The organism is Shimia haliotis, assembly GCF_900114415.1.
In the GTDB taxonomy this organism is placed as follows: domain Bacteria; phylum Pseudomonadota; class Alphaproteobacteria; order Rhodobacterales; family Rhodobacteraceae; genus Shimia; species Shimia haliotis.
In genome coordinates, this window is sequence record NZ_FOSZ01000001.1 from 1 (window position 1) to 13,237 (window position 13,237).

Below are 13,237 nucleotides of genomic sequence, written 5' to 3' on the forward strand. Positions count from 1 at the left end.
TCGCGACCCCTTTTTTGGGGTCGCGAAGTTTTTTGCAGGTATCAGTCGCCCACGGTGTTGGTCATTTTGTCCATGACCTGCTCGAGGGAGAAGCTTGCAGCTTTTTGGCGCGGCGGGAATTCCTGGAATGTTGCCAGGAAGTTGCCGACATAGGCCTGAGCCGGAACCAGGAAGAAGACGCGGTCGATCAGCCAGTCGTAGTAGGTGTTGGATGTCCGATACGCACGCTCATAGGGGTCGCGACGCAGGTTGAAGATCAGCGGCACGCGCAGCGGTGTGAAGGGTTCGATCCACGCCCGCAGAGTTGTGTACTCTTTCTGCTCCATGAAGATGAATTTCCAGTCCTGGAAACGCAGGGCCGTCAGATCACCGTCATCAGAGAAGTAGAACACTTCGTTGCGCGGGCCGGTTTCTTCTTCGCCGGTCAGGTGCGGCAGGAAGTTGTAGCCGTCAAGGTGAACCTTGTATTCACGACCGATGGCCTGAACGCCGCCTTCTTTCAGCTCTTCTTTGATGTTGGGGTTGCCGGCAGCCGCGAGATATGTCGGCAGCCAATCCATGTGGTGCATGATCTCGTTGGAGACAGAGCCCGCTTCGATCTGACCGGGCCAACGCACCATGGACGGCACACGCCAGCCACCTTCCCAGTTGGTGTTCTTTTCACCAAAGAAGGGCGAGGACGCCGCATCCGGCCATGTGTTCATGTGCGGGCCGTTGTCGGTGGAATAGTGCACGATGGTGTTGTCGGCGATGCCGAGTTCATCAAGCAGATCAAGCAGTTGACCGACATGCATGTCGTGCTCGATCATGCCCGCCGTATAGGCGTCCACAACTTTGCCGACGGTTTCGTTCGCCATTTGCTGACGCTCGTCAGACATGTGGGTGCGGAAGTGCATCCGGGTGCCGTTCCACCAAACATAGAAAGGCTGGTCCTGCTCGTGGGCACGTTTGATGAAGTCGATCGCCGCAACGACGGTCTCGTCATCAACCGTTTCCATGCGCTTTTTGGTCAGCGGGCCGGTGTCTTCGATTTCACCATCGGCCGAAGACTTGATGACGCCGCGCGGACCAAAGGTTTCACGGAAGGTGCGGCCGTCAGGCATGATCGCCTCGCCGGGGTAGTCGGCGTTTTCCGGCTCTTCCTCGGCGTTCAGGTGATAGAGGTTGCCGAAGAACTCGTCAAAACCGTGGTTGGTCGGCAGGTGCTCGTCGCGGTCGCCAAGGTGGTTTTTACCAAACTGGCCGGTGACATAGCCCTCTGCTTTCAGAAGGCCCGCAATGGTGGGGTCTTCTTCGCGCATGCCAAGCTCTGCGCCGGGCAGGCCGACTTTGGACAGACCGGTGCGGAACACCGACTGACCCATCACATAAGAAGAACGGCCCGCGGTGCAGGATTGTTCGCCATAATAGTCAGTGAAAATCATCCCTTCGTTGGCAACGCGGTCGATGTTGGGCGTCTGATAGCCCATCATCCCACGGGTATATGCAGAGATGTTGGACTGGCCGATGTCGTCACCCCAAATCACCAAAATATTGGGCTTGTCTTGAGCGATCAGCCCCGAAGCCATCGAGGTGAAAATTAGCGCGGCAACTCCAAGTTTTCTTTTAAAAACTGGACGCAGTGTCATTTAGGTCTCCAATTCTTGGCAGTACGTCGTCCCGGTCGTTTTTTGGTGTGTTTTGCGCGGCTTGGTCGAAGAAAACGCCTGCTTTGCAATCCAGTCCACGAGGCGGGTCTGATGCTCGTGGGGTCGCATACAGCGTGTTTCAATTCAAACGATTTTTTGAATTCTGTGCGAGAGGCAGAGTGGCTTCCTCGGAGAAAAATGAAAACGCGCTTGCGAAGCGGATTTTGCAAATGGGTAAAATTATTCATCTGATATTAATGCTTTATTTGGCATTTCAGGCGTGTTTTGCATTTGAGCTTTTGTCCGCAAAAAAAGTCGTTTGGCGGGTTGGAGCAAGGATGTGGAAGATTGGCGAAAGCGATTTTTTGCCCACGTAGCGACGTGGGTTTTGCGACAGGCGTGTCAAATGGGCGCGCACGGAAATATTGGAAATTCGCCTTTCAAAAAAGCGACCATTTTGACGACGCAAAAGGAATCAAAGTGACACCAAGGTGCCTCATGTTTTGGACCGCATTTGCACGCTGATGACGCCACAGCCGGCCACAACTGCGGTGCCGGCACAGAAGGGTCAAATTTGTGATTTCATTTTGATGATGTGGTCTGGGATCTGGCGGGCGGTGATGTCGGCCTGACGTACGAGGCTGTCAAAATGTTCGGTGAAGCTTGTGACGCGCTCGGTGTCGCGAAAGGCGAGGTAGTTGCGCCCCAGATACAACACAGCGAGGAGCGGGCCGAAGACGGTGATCGGGCTGGAATAAAGGCGATGGGCATCAAAAAGATACAGACGCAGGCGCGGATAAAGTTGCGAGGTGAGATCGGCAAAGTGATCAAGCTGGTTTTGTCGGATCTCGGCAGGCAGGCCCGCGTAATACCCCGTGCCCTGCGTGAAGGCGTCGAGTTCGTGGCGGGGCAGGGCGATTTCATAGTCCGATTGGGAACTGCGCATCCAATCGAGGCGATCGCGGGAAGCGTTGATGGCCTGTTCGGTGGTGCGGCCCAGATGTGGTTCGTATTCCCACGTCAGCATTTCACCGGTTTTGAGCATGTCAGGCAGCCCAGCCGGGACGTGACGGATCTTGTAGCCGACTGCCTCCTGATGCCAGTTGAAAATCTGCTCATCCACCAACGCGCGCGGGGCCTCGGTAACGCTCATGGCGTTGGCGAGAATGTCGGCGGTGTTTTCCGGACGGTCCGTCAACGAAAGCAACCAGTCCGCTGACACCCCAAGCGCTGCGGCACATTCTCCGACAACCTGAGCGTTGGGCAGCCGCGCGCCCTTGTCCTTGAGAAGTTGCGAGATGGTCGACCGGTCCACGCCGATGCGGCGCGCCAGTTCGGACTGTGTCACCGATTTGGTTTTCATCGCCGCGCCCAGGCGGTGTCTGAAGCGGGCGGCGCGCAGGCGTTTGTCGATAATTTCGCTCATATGGTGATTTATATCATCATTGAAGAATTTTGTTAATCACATTCAGAATTCCGAACGGATGGGCGCGCGCGGTAACACATTGATGAGGGAAAGCTTCTGAACAATTGGAGAAGGTATGGAAACGCGGCGACGCTCGGTGCTGAAGGCTGTGATCTGGAATGTGATCGGTTTGGTCACGATGGGGATCGTGGGGTTGATTGCGACGGGATCGCTGGCCTTGGGTGGCAAGCTTGCGCTGGTCAATACGGTGCTGGGGCTGACGATGTACGTGATTTACGAACGTGTCTGGGCCGGTATCCGGTGGGGGCGCGCCCATGGGTGAGGCGCGAAAGACTCCTGTTGTCGAATGGCCGACGGTGGCGTTGCTTGTGCTATGTTATGCCCTCTATGTGATTGGGACTGTCTGGGCGGCGGCGTGGTTTTTGCCATTGGGGATGGCGCTGACCATACTGGCGCTGGCGTTGCATTCTTCGCTGAGCCATGAGGTGCTGCACGGTCATCCGTTTCCTGCGCGGCTGGCAAATGAGGTTTTGGTTTTTCCCGCATTGGGATTGTTCATTCCTTATATGCGGTTCCGAGACACGCATCTGGCCCATCACAAAGACAGCCTGCTGACCGATCCCTATGATGATCCGGAAACTAATTTTCTTGATCCGAAGCGTTGGAAGGACATGCCGACAGGTCTCAGGGGTGTGCATGAATTCAATAACACCTTGCTGGGCCGTCTTTTGGTCGGGCCGCTTCTGGGACAGGTGGCGTTTATGCGCTCTGACATGCGCGAGATTGGGCGGGGCAATACCGCGGTGCTGCTTGGCTGGCTTGTGCATGTGCCTGCGGTTGCGCTGGTGGTGTGGTGGTTGCTTGCTGTGGGCGAGATGCCAATTTGGGCCTATCTGGCCAGCGCCTACGGAGCCCTGTCGGTGCTGAAAATCCGCACGTTTTTGGAACATCAGGCCCATGAAAAGGCGCGAGGCCGTACAGTGATCATTGATGATCGCGGGCCGCTGTCGTGGATTTTTCTCAACAACAACCTGCATGTGGTGCATCACATGCATCCACGGGTGCCGTGGTACAGGCTCCCGGTGTTGTTTCGCGAAAACCGCGGGCGATACCTTATGCGCAATGACGGGTACTATTTCCGAAGCTATGGCGAGGTTTTCCGGCGCTATTTTCTACGGCGCAAGGATCCGGTCCCGCATCCTTTGTGGGGCGACGACTAAAGCCGCGCAGGGCTGGGCGGCGGATGATGGGGCGAAAACCCCGTGACAAGGTCGCCGCTTGGCGGCATCTATGCCGGCATGGAATTCTGGATCATCGCGTCTGTGGCTGCGGCTGCGTTTCAAACCGTGCGCTTTATGTTGCAAAAACATCTTGCAGCGGTGTCGTTGTCGGCGGCTGGCGCGACTTTCGCGCGGTTTCTGTATTCCGCGCCGGTGGCCTGCCTCATTCTTGCGGTGTGTGTCGCGGCGGGGTGGATTGATCTCCCGCCGTTAGGCGCAGAGTTTTGGATGTTTGGCGCGTTGGGTGGTGCGGCGCAGATCACGGCGACCGTTTGCACTGTGATGTTGTTCGGTCGGCGCAATCTTGCGGTTGGCATGGCCTTTATCAAAAGCGAAGTTTTTTTCACCGTGCTGATCGGGATCGTGCTTTTGGCGGAGACCGTGTCGGGGATCGGATTTGCTGCCATTGCGGTAGGTGTTGCGGGCGTTCTTGTTCTTTCGGGGCCGATCGAGAGCACGGGCGTGGGGTGGCGCCGGTTTCTCAGCCCCTCGGCGGCTCTTGGGCTGACGGCAGGGGCATTGTTCGGTATTTCGGCCGTCGCCTATCGCGGGGCGTCCCTCGCGGTGGGGCTGGAGGCGCCGATGGCGCGGGCTTTGGTGACGCTGGCGGCGGTTACTGCAATGCAAATGATGGCTATGTGGATCTGGTTGCGCCTGCGTGAGCCTGGCGAAGTGGGGCGCGTCATTGCGTCCTATCGCACCGCGGGCTATATCGGCCTGACCAGCATGGCAGGCACCTTTTGCTGGTTTACAGCCTTCACGCTTCAGAATGCGGCCTATGTGAAGGCCGTGGGGCAGATTGAGCTGGTGTTTGGTATTGTCGGCACCGTGCTCTTTTTCAAAGAGAAAATCAGCGGGCGGGAGTTTGTAGGGATGGGGCTGCTGGCAGCCTCCATCCTCGGATTGATCCTCTATGCCTAGTCGCGGTCCCAGTCCGGCGCGTGCCCGCGTAAGCGTAGGAAGTGGCTGGCTTCGTCATCGTTCTTGAAGAATGGTACGTTTTCGGGCGGCTCGGGACTGTCGAGGCGCCCCTCAACTTCGGCAAGCACAACCTCGGTGATGAAAGGCAGATCAAATTCGCGTGCCTTTTTGAGCGGAATCCATTGCAGATGCGAAAGCTCGTCGCATGCGGCGGAGAAATCATCGAGATCGGTGGCGATTTCGGCCGCATCGAGCATGAAAAACCGTGCATCAAAACGGCGTGGACGGCCCGGCGGGGTGATTGCGCGGAAGACAAATTGCAGGGCATCCGCTCGGGGCAGGTGCCCTGTGGCGGCGTAGGTTTTCCAATCCGCGGGCGGGGTGTCGGCCCATGTGCCTTGGGTGCCAAGGATCAGGCCAGTTTCTTCCCAAAGCTCGCGCACAGCGGCAACGGCCAGCGGATGCGCCAGCTCTGACACAGATTGTTCGCCCAGACGGGCCTCGCAGACTTTGGGCAGCGGGCGCGCAAGCGGGATGTCGGCATCGGCTGCGTCCACGGCACCGCCAGGAAAGACAAACTTATTGGGCATAAAGGCCGCCTTGGCGCCGCGTTGCCCCATCAGAATATGTGGGTCAGACGTACGGTCACGCAGCACGATCACAGTGGCGGCGTTGCGAATGGCGGTCTTGTCGATGATTGGCGTCTCGTTCATTGGGTCCCCTCAGTGCTCGAGGCTTTTATAGAACGGATATCAAAATCCGTGCATCCTTCGTGCCCATTGGAACGCAACGACACAGCCCTTCAGTCTGGGCAGAAGGTAGAGCGAGAGCGCGACGCAGCCAACCGCAAAAACTGTAAAGAGGATCAGCGGGTCGGGACGCCAATGCACAAAGGCGATGTGCAGAAGTGGAGCCAGAAGGTGGCCGACGATCAGGATCGTCAGATAGGCCGGGCCGTCATCTGCACGCTGGTGTGTGAGGTCCTGTTTGCAGACCGAACAATGGTCCCGCACTTTGAGATAGCCATTAAACAAAGGGCCACTGCCACAGTTGGGGCACTTACGTTTCCATCCCCGCTTTAGCGCGGATTTGGTGTCGCGGTCTTCTTCAACGCCGGAATTTGCAGCGGGTTCGATCACGGAAGTCATACTCAAAACACTTTTTCTCTGTTCGCGCTATCAATGTGGCGTCCGCACGTAAAAGTTAAAAGAGGCCAAATCGCCTTGCGGCGCCATGTCGCAAAGCCTCTTTCCAAAATTGGAAAAAAAGTTCCAGCTGCGCGACGGAAATGTGGATGCCGACCGTTTCATAGTCACGAAACAGGCAGAGAGCCGATGCGCGATGCGCATTATCCTGAAGGAGACTGAAGAGATGAAAACGAGTTATTTTGTTGGTGGTGTGATCGTAGCAGCCCTGAGTGTGACAGCTGTGGCTGCGTCGGCGAAAGACCGTGGCGAAGGTCACAAAATGCACGGACCTCAGGCGACGTTTGAGCAGCTTGATGCAAACGGCGACGGCTTTGTCACCGTAGAAGAGATGCAGGCCCATGCCGAAAGCCGCTTTATGGCGATGGACACGGATGGTGACGGAGGGGTGTCTCTGGACGAGATGAAGGCACGTTTTGACAAGGGTGAAGGCGACAACTGGAAAGGTGAGCGTCGCGCGAAACGGATGGAGAAAATGTTCTCCAAGAAAGATGCAAATGGCGATGGTAAACTCACACCGGATGAAATGAAGCCCGATGGCAACCGTCAGGCGAAAATGATTGACCGTATGGACGCCGACAAAGACGGCAAGATCAGCAAGGCCGAATTTGACGCCCACAAATCCGAACGCGAAGCAAAACATGCCGCACGCAAAGCGGAGATGTTCAAGAAGCTGGACACAAACGGCGATGGCGTGATTTCGGAAGAAGAATTCAATGCAGGCAAGCGCGGCTGAGGTGTCGCCTGCGAATGACCGGATTTTGGGCGGTGGTCTGCCGCCCCTAATCACCGCAATGATTGCAAGACGCAGGGACACAGGCTAGCCATCGGGATCATGACAATGCCCTATGACCAGCAAAACGACATCCCGGATGAGGCGCTTTTGGTGCTTTATGCCAACGGGGATGCGGGGGCGGCGCGGACGCTGACCTTGCGGTTGACGCCGCGGGTGTTTGGACATGCCTATCGCATGTTGGGCAATCAGGCGGATGCGGAAGACGTGGCGCAAGAGGCGTTGATCCGTCTTTGGAAGGTGGCGCCGGACTGGCGTCAGGGTGAGGCAAAGGTCACAACCTGGCTTTATCGTGTGGTGGCCAATCTGGCGACCGATCGTCTGCGCCGTGCGCGCGGCGTGGCGCTTGATGCGGTTGCCGAGCCTCAGGACGATGCAATGTCCGCGGCAGACAGGATGCAGGACCGGGCGCGTCAGGATGCGTTGCAAAACGCGTTGGCCACGTTGCCGGACCGCCAGAGACAAGCGGTGGTTTTGCGTCACATCGAAGGACTGGGCAATCCGGAGATTGCCGAAGTCATGGACATAAGCGTCGAGGCTGTGGAAAGTCTGACGGCGCGGGGAAAACGGACGCTGGCAAAGGCCTTGGCCGGACAGCGCGAAGCTTTGGGGTATACCGATGGCTGACAAAGACAGAGATATCGCTCCGTTGACGACGGAAGAGGACGCCCTGTTGGACGGGCTGTTTGCGGCCGCAAAGGATGATCCGGCGATGGCCCCGACGGCGGACTTTATGGCGCGGGTTCTGGCTGATGCCGAAGCGGCGATGCCGGAACCGGCTGTGATCGCGGCGCCGGTGAAGGCCGCGCCTGTGCCGTGGATGGCCAAGCTTGTCGCCCTGTTGGGCGGCTGGCAATCGGTTTCGGGGTTGGCTGCCGCCACCGTTGCCGGCGTATGGATCGGAGTTGCGGCGGGGCCGGCGATGTTGCAAAGCGACATTGGGACCAGCCTGATTGTATCAAGTGATGAAACCTATCTCTCGGCGTTGGACGCAAGCTTTGCCTATCTTGGCAACTGACGGGACCGCCGGGTGAGAGACGGAAAGGCGTAGGGATGACGCAAACCAAAGAGAAGAAACAGCGCCGGCCGTTTCGTGGCCTGCTGGTGGCATCGCTGGCCCTGAACCTTTTGATTGTCGGTGTAGTGGGCGGCGCAATCGTGTCGCACGGCGGCGGTCACGACGGTGGCAAACCGTCAGCCAAGGACCGTTTCGTCACCCCCTACGTACAGGCGCTGTCGCGTCAGGACCGCATGGCCGTTGGCCGCGCAATCCGCCAAAGCTATCAGTCGGGGGATCACGCCCTGATGGGGGAGCGGTCGCTGTATTTTGACACCGTAGATGTGCTGCGCGCCGAAGTGTTTGATGCGCAGGCCTTAAACAACACCCTACTTGAGATTGATGTCTCGGCGGAAGGGCGGCGCGATGTGGCCCGCAGGCATTTTGTTGAGCGGATCTCACAGATGACGCCAGAGGAACGTTTGATATATGCGGATCGGCTTGAGGAAATCCTAGATCGCCGGGACAAGCACAAATCCGACAAGCCAAGAAAAGACAAGAAAGACCGCTAGGGACCACCGGCCGTCTGACCAAGGTGACTATGCGGCTGGACGGGTGATCGTCACGCTGTCGCGCCCGCAGGCCTTTGCATTGTAGAGGGCTTTGTCAGCCTGATCTATCAGGCCCACGGCGTCCGCCTCTGTCATCGGAGGGGGCCCGTCAGGTGCCATATCGGCCCCTAGACTGACACCGATGCTGATCGTCACCGGTATACGGACATCGCGCGCGCGCAGATACACTGGGGATTTGCGCACCGCCTCACAAAGCTGATGGGCGCGTTCGGACGCGGCTTGAGCGGAGGTCTGGGGCAGGACGATCAGAAATTCTTCACCTCCGATGCGGGCAATCAATTCTCCGCCCTTAAGTTCGCTGCGCAGACGGCGGGCGACTTCTGCCAGCACCACGTCCCCCGCGGCGTGGCCATATTGATCATTCACACGCTTAAAATAGTCGAGATCCGCTACCATGACCGCATAGTCGTGATCAGAGGCATGAGCGTGACGGGCAATGCGCGCCAGTTGCGGCAGGGCGTATCGGCGGTTGTACAGTCCGGTCAACGGATCCGTCACCGCCGCGTTCAATCCGCGCTCAAGCGAGCGGGACAGCCTGTCGGTGAGCTTTTTGCGTTTCAGAATGGTCGCAAGCCGCAATGTGGCCTCTTCCGGATCAAACGGTGCCGGCATGACATCGTTTGCTCCCAAATCCAGAGCGTTCACACGGGCAATGTCGTCCTCCCGGTTCAGCACCACAAGAATGGCCGCATGTCGCGTTGTGGCGCGCGCGCGAATTTCCGCAAGAAACCGTAGGCCTTCCTCGGGGCTGTCAGTGTTGACGCCGATCACAAAGGCATCTGGGACGGCAAACAGAGACATCGATCGCACCGCATCTCCGATGGGTAGGGCACGCATCCGATAGGGAACGAGGGGTTTGAGTGCTGCGCTCCAGCCGGTGGCTTCGGCGCCTTGCGAGCTCGTGACAACCAGCGAGGCAGGCACATCAAAGGGGGTGTCGTCTTCGGCCAGTCCGGGAATCTGTGCGGCGGTTTCCTGAAGTTTGATGCCCTCGATCGTGGCCCGCGCCCGCAACAGGCACCGGATGCGCGCCAAAAATGGCGCCTCGGCAATCGGTGTGTTCAGAGCATCATCCGCGCCCGCCCGCATGGCCGTCAGCCGCTCCTCGCGGCTTAAGCCGGTGCCATAGACGACCAAAGGCACAGCGGCCATGTCGGGGGCTTTGGCGCAGTGGCGCAAGAAGTGGTCTGCGGACATATCTGTCAGGTCCCCGCCAAGGATCACAAGATCGGGCGGCTCCGCGCGGATCATGTCCAAGGCTTCGCGCCCGGTCTCCGCCTGCCGGACTTCAAGAAAGCTGGCGGCGAGCTTGGCTCTGAGAACACATCGGTTTGTGGCAATGCTATCGACGATTAATATATGGCCTGTCATAACGACACTCGGAAAATGGTTAACTTCATATTTGAAGAGTGCCGCTCCAATGGTTAAGAAAAGCTTTCGAAAGTGAAGAAAAATGTCCCTATCTCGTGAGGCGGCAGAGACTTTGGCGCTGGATGCCCTGGCTTGGCTGGTGACAAATGATGAGGTTTTACCAGTATTTATGGGCGCAACGGGCGCGTCATTGGACGATTTGCGGGCGCGTGCCGGAGAGGCGGACTTCTTGGGGTCAGTGCTTGAATTCTTAACAATGGATGACTCTTGGGTTGTTGCGTTCTGTGACACCAAAGGGGTGTCTTACGACCTTCCCCTGACCGCGGCGCATGTGCTTTTGGGCTCCGCCCGCACCCATTGGACCTGAGCGTCGCGCCAAGGTGAAAAACACTTGTCGGTGCTGGGGCGCTAGGGCACAGTCCGCCCGAGTCAGGCGGACAGTGGGGGGCAGATCATGCGCGCGGATGGACTTCTTTTTGACAAGGACGGCACCCTGTTTGATTTTGCCGCGACCTGGAACACCTGGGCCTTCAATGCCATTCACGGATTTGCGGGTGGTGATGCCGACCTTGCTGAGCGCATCGCGGATGCGCTGGCTTTTGATTTGGGGGGCAAGTGTTTCCGTCCGGACAGCTTTGTGATTGCCGGCACCAATCGGGAGGCCGCAGAGGCGGTGGCATCGGTGGTGCCGGGGGCGGATGTGGATGCTATTGAGCTCAAGATGGCCCGGGATGCGGCCGAGGCTCCTCTGGCGCCGGCGGTTCCCTTGAAGCCCTATCTGAGCGACTTGCGGACCAAAGGGCTGAAACTTGGCGTGATGACCAACGACAGCGAATATTCGGCGCAGGCACAATTGCAGGGCGTCGGTGTCAGCGGTCTGTTTGACTTTATTGCAGGATTTGACAGCGGCTATGGCGCGAAGCCCGATCCCGATCCGCTTTTGGCGTTTGCCGATCAGCAGGGGCTTGCGCCTGAGCGTGTGGTGATGGTGGGAGACAGCACCCATGACCTGATCGCTGGGCGACGGGCCGGCATGCAAACGGTGGCGGTTTTGACTGGCGTCGCGCTGACGGATGAACTCGCCCCATATGCGGACATTGTGCTGCCGGACATCGGGCACATCACCGATTGGCTGAGCATCTAGCACCGCCATTTTCACAGCTTCTTTCCGACCAAAACACCCAAGGCGGCGTGAGCCGCCCGAACCCGCGTGTCTCCCGCAAGCGCCCTCGATGAGTCGCGCGCGCTTGGACCTGTGACCAAGTGGGACGGCCGTATCGCGACATGGTCCTAAGTCGCGGGGCGAGAAAACGACAACTTCTGTCGCATTCACGCAGACTCCGTGCCCATTCGACGGTTTTCTGGACACAACAAGGCGACAGGAGGTTTTCATGGCAGACACCAGCGGACGCAAGCGGCGGGGCGGCGGTCGGGCAGGCAATGCTGCACGGCGGGTCAAAGCGGGCATCATTGACCAGATGCCATGGCGGTTGCCGGTCAACATGGACAGGCCGACCGAACCTTTGACGGAGGAAGGTGTTCTTGCCATCCACGACGGCGCGATGCGTATTCTCGAAGAGATCGGCATCGAATTTTACAACACCGAAGCGCGCGATATTCTCAAAGAAGCCGGCTGCAGCGTTGAGGGCGATACCGTGCGCATGGGGCGGGACTTCGTCATGGAGATGGTCGGCAAGGCCCCGTCGAGCTGGACACTGACACCGCGCAATCCAGCCCGCCAGATCACCTTGGGCGAAAACCACATTCTGTTTGGCAATGTCTCAAGCCCGCCAAATTACTGGGACATGTCGTTGGGGCGCAAAGTGCCTGGCACACGGGAGATGTGTGCCAATCTTCTCAAGCTAAGCCAGTATTTCAACTGCATCCATTTTGTCGGCGGCTATCCGGTTGAACCGCAAGACATTCACGCCTCGGTCCGGCATCTTGATGTGCTTTATGACAAGCTCACGCTGACCGATAAGGTCGCGCACACCTATTCGCTGGGCAAGGAGCGGGTCGAGGACGCGATGGAAATGGTGCGCATTTCCGGCGGTTGGAGCCATGAGGAGTTCGAGGCGAGCCCGAAGCTCTATACCAATATCAACTCCACCTCACCGCTTAAGCATGATGAGCCGATGATGGACGGATGGATGCGCATGGCGCGACGCAATCAGGGGCTGGTGGTCACGCCATTCACTCTTGCGGGGGCGATGGCACCGGTGACGATGTCGGGCGCCGTGGCGCAGTCTTTGGCCGAGGCGCTTTGCGCTGTGGCGCTTGCGCAATACATCCGGCCCGGCGCCGCCTGTGCGATCGGCACCTTTACCTCGAACGTGGATATGAAATCCGGTGCGCCCGCCTTTGGCACGCCTGAATACATGCGCGCCACTCAAATGACCGGTCAGATGGCGCGGTTTTATGATTTGCCGATGCGCGCGAGCGGCGTTTGTGCGGCCAATGTTCCGGACGGGCAGGCGATGTGGGAAACATCCAACAGCCTCTGGAGCGCGGTACAGTCCGGCGCGCATATGGTCTATCACGCCGCCGGCTGGCTTGAGGGCGGTTTGATTGCGAGCCCCGAAAAATTCATCATGGACTGCGAGATACTGCAGATGATCCAGCGTTATATGGAGCCGGAAGTCTGGGCGACGGGGCCGGATGAGATCGCGATTGATGCGATCAAGGATGTGGGAAGCGACGGCCATTTCTTTGGCATCCAGCACACGCAGGACCGCTATACCACAGCATTTTATCAGCCCTTTGCCAGCGACTGGCGCAATTTTGAGGCATGGGAGGCGGCAGGTGGTGTATGGACACCGGAACGGGCGCACCAAATCTATCAGGACATCATCGCCAATTTTGAAGCGCCCCCCATGGATGAGGCCATCCGAGAGGAGCTCGCGGCCTTTGTGGCCAGACGCAAGCAGGAAGGTGGCGCGCCAACCGACTTCTGAGCGAATACACCGCGTTGTTATCATTTGCAG

15 protein-coding genes are annotated in these 13,237 nt (G+C 58.3%); 10 read left to right on the forward strand and 5 right to left on the reverse strand.

Annotation, left to right across the window (positions count from 1 at the left end):
- Window positions 1-41: 41 nt before the first annotated feature.
- Both BM069_RS00005 and BM069_RS00015 read right to left on the reverse strand, forming a co-directional pair.
- Window positions 42-1,568 carry an arylsulfatase gene (locus BM069_RS00005; protein ID WP_244503536.1) on the reverse strand — a complete coding sequence of 509 codons (1,527 nt, stop codon included), beginning with the start codon at window positions 1,566-1,568 and terminating at the stop codon, window positions 42-44.
- A gap of 628 nt (window positions 1,569-2,196) precedes the next feature.
- Window positions 2,197-3,054 carry a helix-turn-helix domain-containing protein gene (locus BM069_RS00015; RefSeq protein ID WP_093318707.1) on the reverse strand — a complete coding sequence of 286 codons (858 nt, stop codon included), beginning with the start codon at window positions 3,052-3,054 and terminating at the stop codon, window positions 2,197-2,199.
- A 115-nt stretch (window positions 3,055-3,169) separates the two neighbouring features.
- On the opposite strand from BM069_RS00015, the gene BM069_RS00020 reads away from it, so the two are divergent.
- The 3 genes from BM069_RS00020 to BM069_RS00030 are packed head-to-tail and all read left to right on the forward strand — an operon-like array spanning window position 3,170 to window position 5,255.
- Window positions 3,170-3,376: a DUF2061 domain-containing protein gene (locus BM069_RS00020; RefSeq protein WP_093318710.1), complete on the forward strand. Its 207-nt coding sequence runs from the start codon at window positions 3,170-3,172 to the stop codon at window positions 3,374-3,376.
- Window positions 3,369-4,274: a fatty acid desaturase gene (locus BM069_RS00025; protein ID WP_093318712.1), complete on the forward strand. Its 906-nt coding sequence runs from the start codon at window positions 3,369-3,371 to the stop codon at window positions 4,272-4,274. The genes BM069_RS00020 and BM069_RS00025 overlap by 8 nt, the downstream gene beginning before the upstream one ends.
- Before the next feature lie 42 nt (window positions 4,275-4,316).
- On the forward strand, window positions 4,317-5,255 hold the full coding sequence (locus tag BM069_RS00030; protein ID WP_342028827.1) for a DMT family transporter: 939 nt from the start codon (window positions 4,317-4,319) through the stop codon (window positions 5,253-5,255).
- Here BM069_RS00030 and BM069_RS00035 read toward each other — a convergent pair.
- Window positions 5,252-5,968, reverse strand: a complete 717-nt coding sequence (locus BM069_RS00035) for an NUDIX hydrolase (RefSeq protein WP_093318716.1) — start codon at window positions 5,966-5,968, stop codon at window positions 5,252-5,254. The genes BM069_RS00030 and BM069_RS00035 overlap by 4 nt on opposite strands.
- A 39-nt stretch (window positions 5,969-6,007) precedes the next feature.
- Window positions 6,008-6,403, reverse strand: coding sequence for a DUF983 domain-containing protein (locus BM069_RS00040; protein ID WP_093318717.1), 396 nt, complete (start codon window positions 6,401-6,403; stop codon window positions 6,008-6,010).
- A gap of 223 nt (window positions 6,404-6,626) precedes the next feature.
- Between BM069_RS00040 and BM069_RS00045 the strand changes: the two genes are divergently transcribed.
- The 4 genes from BM069_RS00045 (at window position 6,627) to BM069_RS00060 (ending at window position 8,822) form a co-directional block, all read left to right on the forward strand.
- On the forward strand, window positions 6,627-7,196 hold the full coding sequence (locus tag BM069_RS00045; protein WP_170846633.1) for an EF-hand domain-containing protein: 570 nt from the start codon (window positions 6,627-6,629) through the stop codon (window positions 7,194-7,196).
- A gap of 99 nt (window positions 7,197-7,295) precedes the next feature.
- Window positions 7,296-7,880, forward strand: a complete 585-nt coding sequence (locus tag BM069_RS00050) for an RNA polymerase sigma factor (RefSeq protein ID WP_093318721.1) — start codon at window positions 7,296-7,298, stop codon at window positions 7,878-7,880.
- The gene (locus BM069_RS00055) at window positions 7,873-8,271 is read left to right on the forward strand and encodes a hypothetical protein (RefSeq protein ID WP_093318725.1); all 399 of its coding nucleotides are present in this window, start codon (window positions 7,873-7,875) and stop codon (window positions 8,269-8,271) included. Before BM069_RS00050 ends, BM069_RS00055 begins: the two co-directional genes overlap by 8 nt.
- A 35-nt stretch (window positions 8,272-8,306) precedes the next feature.
- Complete coding sequence (locus tag BM069_RS00060; RefSeq protein WP_093318728.1) at window positions 8,307-8,822, forward strand: periplasmic heavy metal sensor; 516 nt, start codon at window positions 8,307-8,309, stop codon at window positions 8,820-8,822.
- 27 nt (window positions 8,823-8,849) lie between these two features.
- On the opposite strand, the gene BM069_RS00065 is transcribed toward BM069_RS00060, so the two are convergent.
- Window positions 8,850-10,253, reverse strand: a complete 1,404-nt coding sequence (locus tag BM069_RS00065) for a diguanylate cyclase (protein ID WP_093318731.1) — start codon at window positions 10,251-10,253, stop codon at window positions 8,850-8,852.
- A gap of 82 nt (window positions 10,254-10,335) precedes the next feature.
- Here BM069_RS00065 and BM069_RS00070 point away from each other — a divergent pair, with 82 nt between their 5' ends.
- The 3 genes from BM069_RS00070 to BM069_RS00080 all read left to right on the forward strand — a co-directional run bounded on the left by BM069_RS00070 (window position 10,336) and on the right by BM069_RS00080 (window position 13,207).
- On the forward strand, window positions 10,336-10,620 hold the full coding sequence (locus tag BM069_RS00070) for a DUF3572 domain-containing protein (protein ID WP_093318738.1): 285 nt from the start codon (window positions 10,336-10,338) through the stop codon (window positions 10,618-10,620).
- 87 nt (window positions 10,621-10,707) lie between these two features.
- Complete coding sequence (locus BM069_RS00075) at window positions 10,708-11,397, forward strand: HAD family hydrolase (RefSeq protein WP_170846634.1); 690 nt, start codon at window positions 10,708-10,710, stop codon at window positions 11,395-11,397.
- Between the two features lie 247 nt (window positions 11,398-11,644).
- A complete protein-coding gene (locus BM069_RS00080; protein ID WP_093318743.1) occupies window positions 11,645-13,207 on the forward strand; it encodes a trimethylamine methyltransferase family protein in 1,563 nt (520 codons plus the stop codon).
- The last annotated feature ends 30 nt before the right edge of the window (window positions 13,208-13,237 follow it).

Excerpts from the sequence above, each read along its gene's own strand:
- BM069_RS00080 (WP_093318743.1), top strand. The coding sequence starts at position 11,645 with ATGGCAGACACCAGCGGACGCAAGCGGCGGGGCGGCGGTCGGGCAGGC.
- BM069_RS00040 (WP_093318717.1), bottom strand. The coding sequence starts at position 6,403 with ATGACTTCCGTGATCGAACCCGCTGCAAATTCCGGCGTTGAAGAAGAC.
- BM069_RS00060 (WP_093318728.1), top strand. The coding sequence starts at position 8,307 with ATGACGCAAACCAAAGAGAAGAAACAGCGCCGGCCGTTTCGTGGCCTG.
- BM069_RS00025 (WP_093318712.1), top strand. The coding sequence starts at position 3,369 with ATGGGTGAGGCGCGAAAGACTCCTGTTGTCGAATGGCCGACGGTGGCG.
- BM069_RS00050 (WP_093318721.1), top strand. The coding sequence starts at position 7,296 with ATGACAATGCCCTATGACCAGCAAAACGACATCCCGGATGAGGCGCTT.
- BM069_RS00015 (WP_093318707.1), bottom strand. The coding sequence starts at position 3,054 with ATGAGCGAAATTATCGACAAACGCCTGCGCGCCGCCCGCTTCAGACAC.
- BM069_RS00055 (WP_093318725.1), top strand. The coding sequence starts at position 7,873 with ATGGCTGACAAAGACAGAGATATCGCTCCGTTGACGACGGAAGAGGAC.
- BM069_RS00075 (WP_170846634.1), top strand. The coding sequence starts at position 10,708 with ATGCGCGCGGATGGACTTCTTTTTGACAAGGACGGCACCCTGTTTGAT.
- BM069_RS00070 (WP_093318738.1), top strand. The coding sequence starts at position 10,336 with ATGTCCCTATCTCGTGAGGCGGCAGAGACTTTGGCGCTGGATGCCCTG.
- BM069_RS00045 (WP_170846633.1), top strand. The coding sequence starts at position 6,627 with ATGAAAACGAGTTATTTTGTTGGTGGTGTGATCGTAGCAGCCCTGAGT.
- BM069_RS00005 (WP_244503536.1), bottom strand. The coding sequence starts at position 1,568 with ATGGCTTCGGGGCTGATCGCTCAAGACAAGCCCAATATTTTGGTGATT.
- BM069_RS00020 (WP_093318710.1), top strand. The coding sequence starts at position 3,170 with ATGGAAACGCGGCGACGCTCGGTGCTGAAGGCTGTGATCTGGAATGTG.
- BM069_RS00065 (WP_093318731.1), bottom strand. The coding sequence starts at position 10,253 with ATGACAGGCCATATATTAATCGTCGATAGCATTGCCACAAACCGATGT.
- BM069_RS00035 (WP_093318716.1), bottom strand. The coding sequence starts at position 5,968 with ATGAACGAGACGCCAATCATCGACAAGACCGCCATTCGCAACGCCGCC.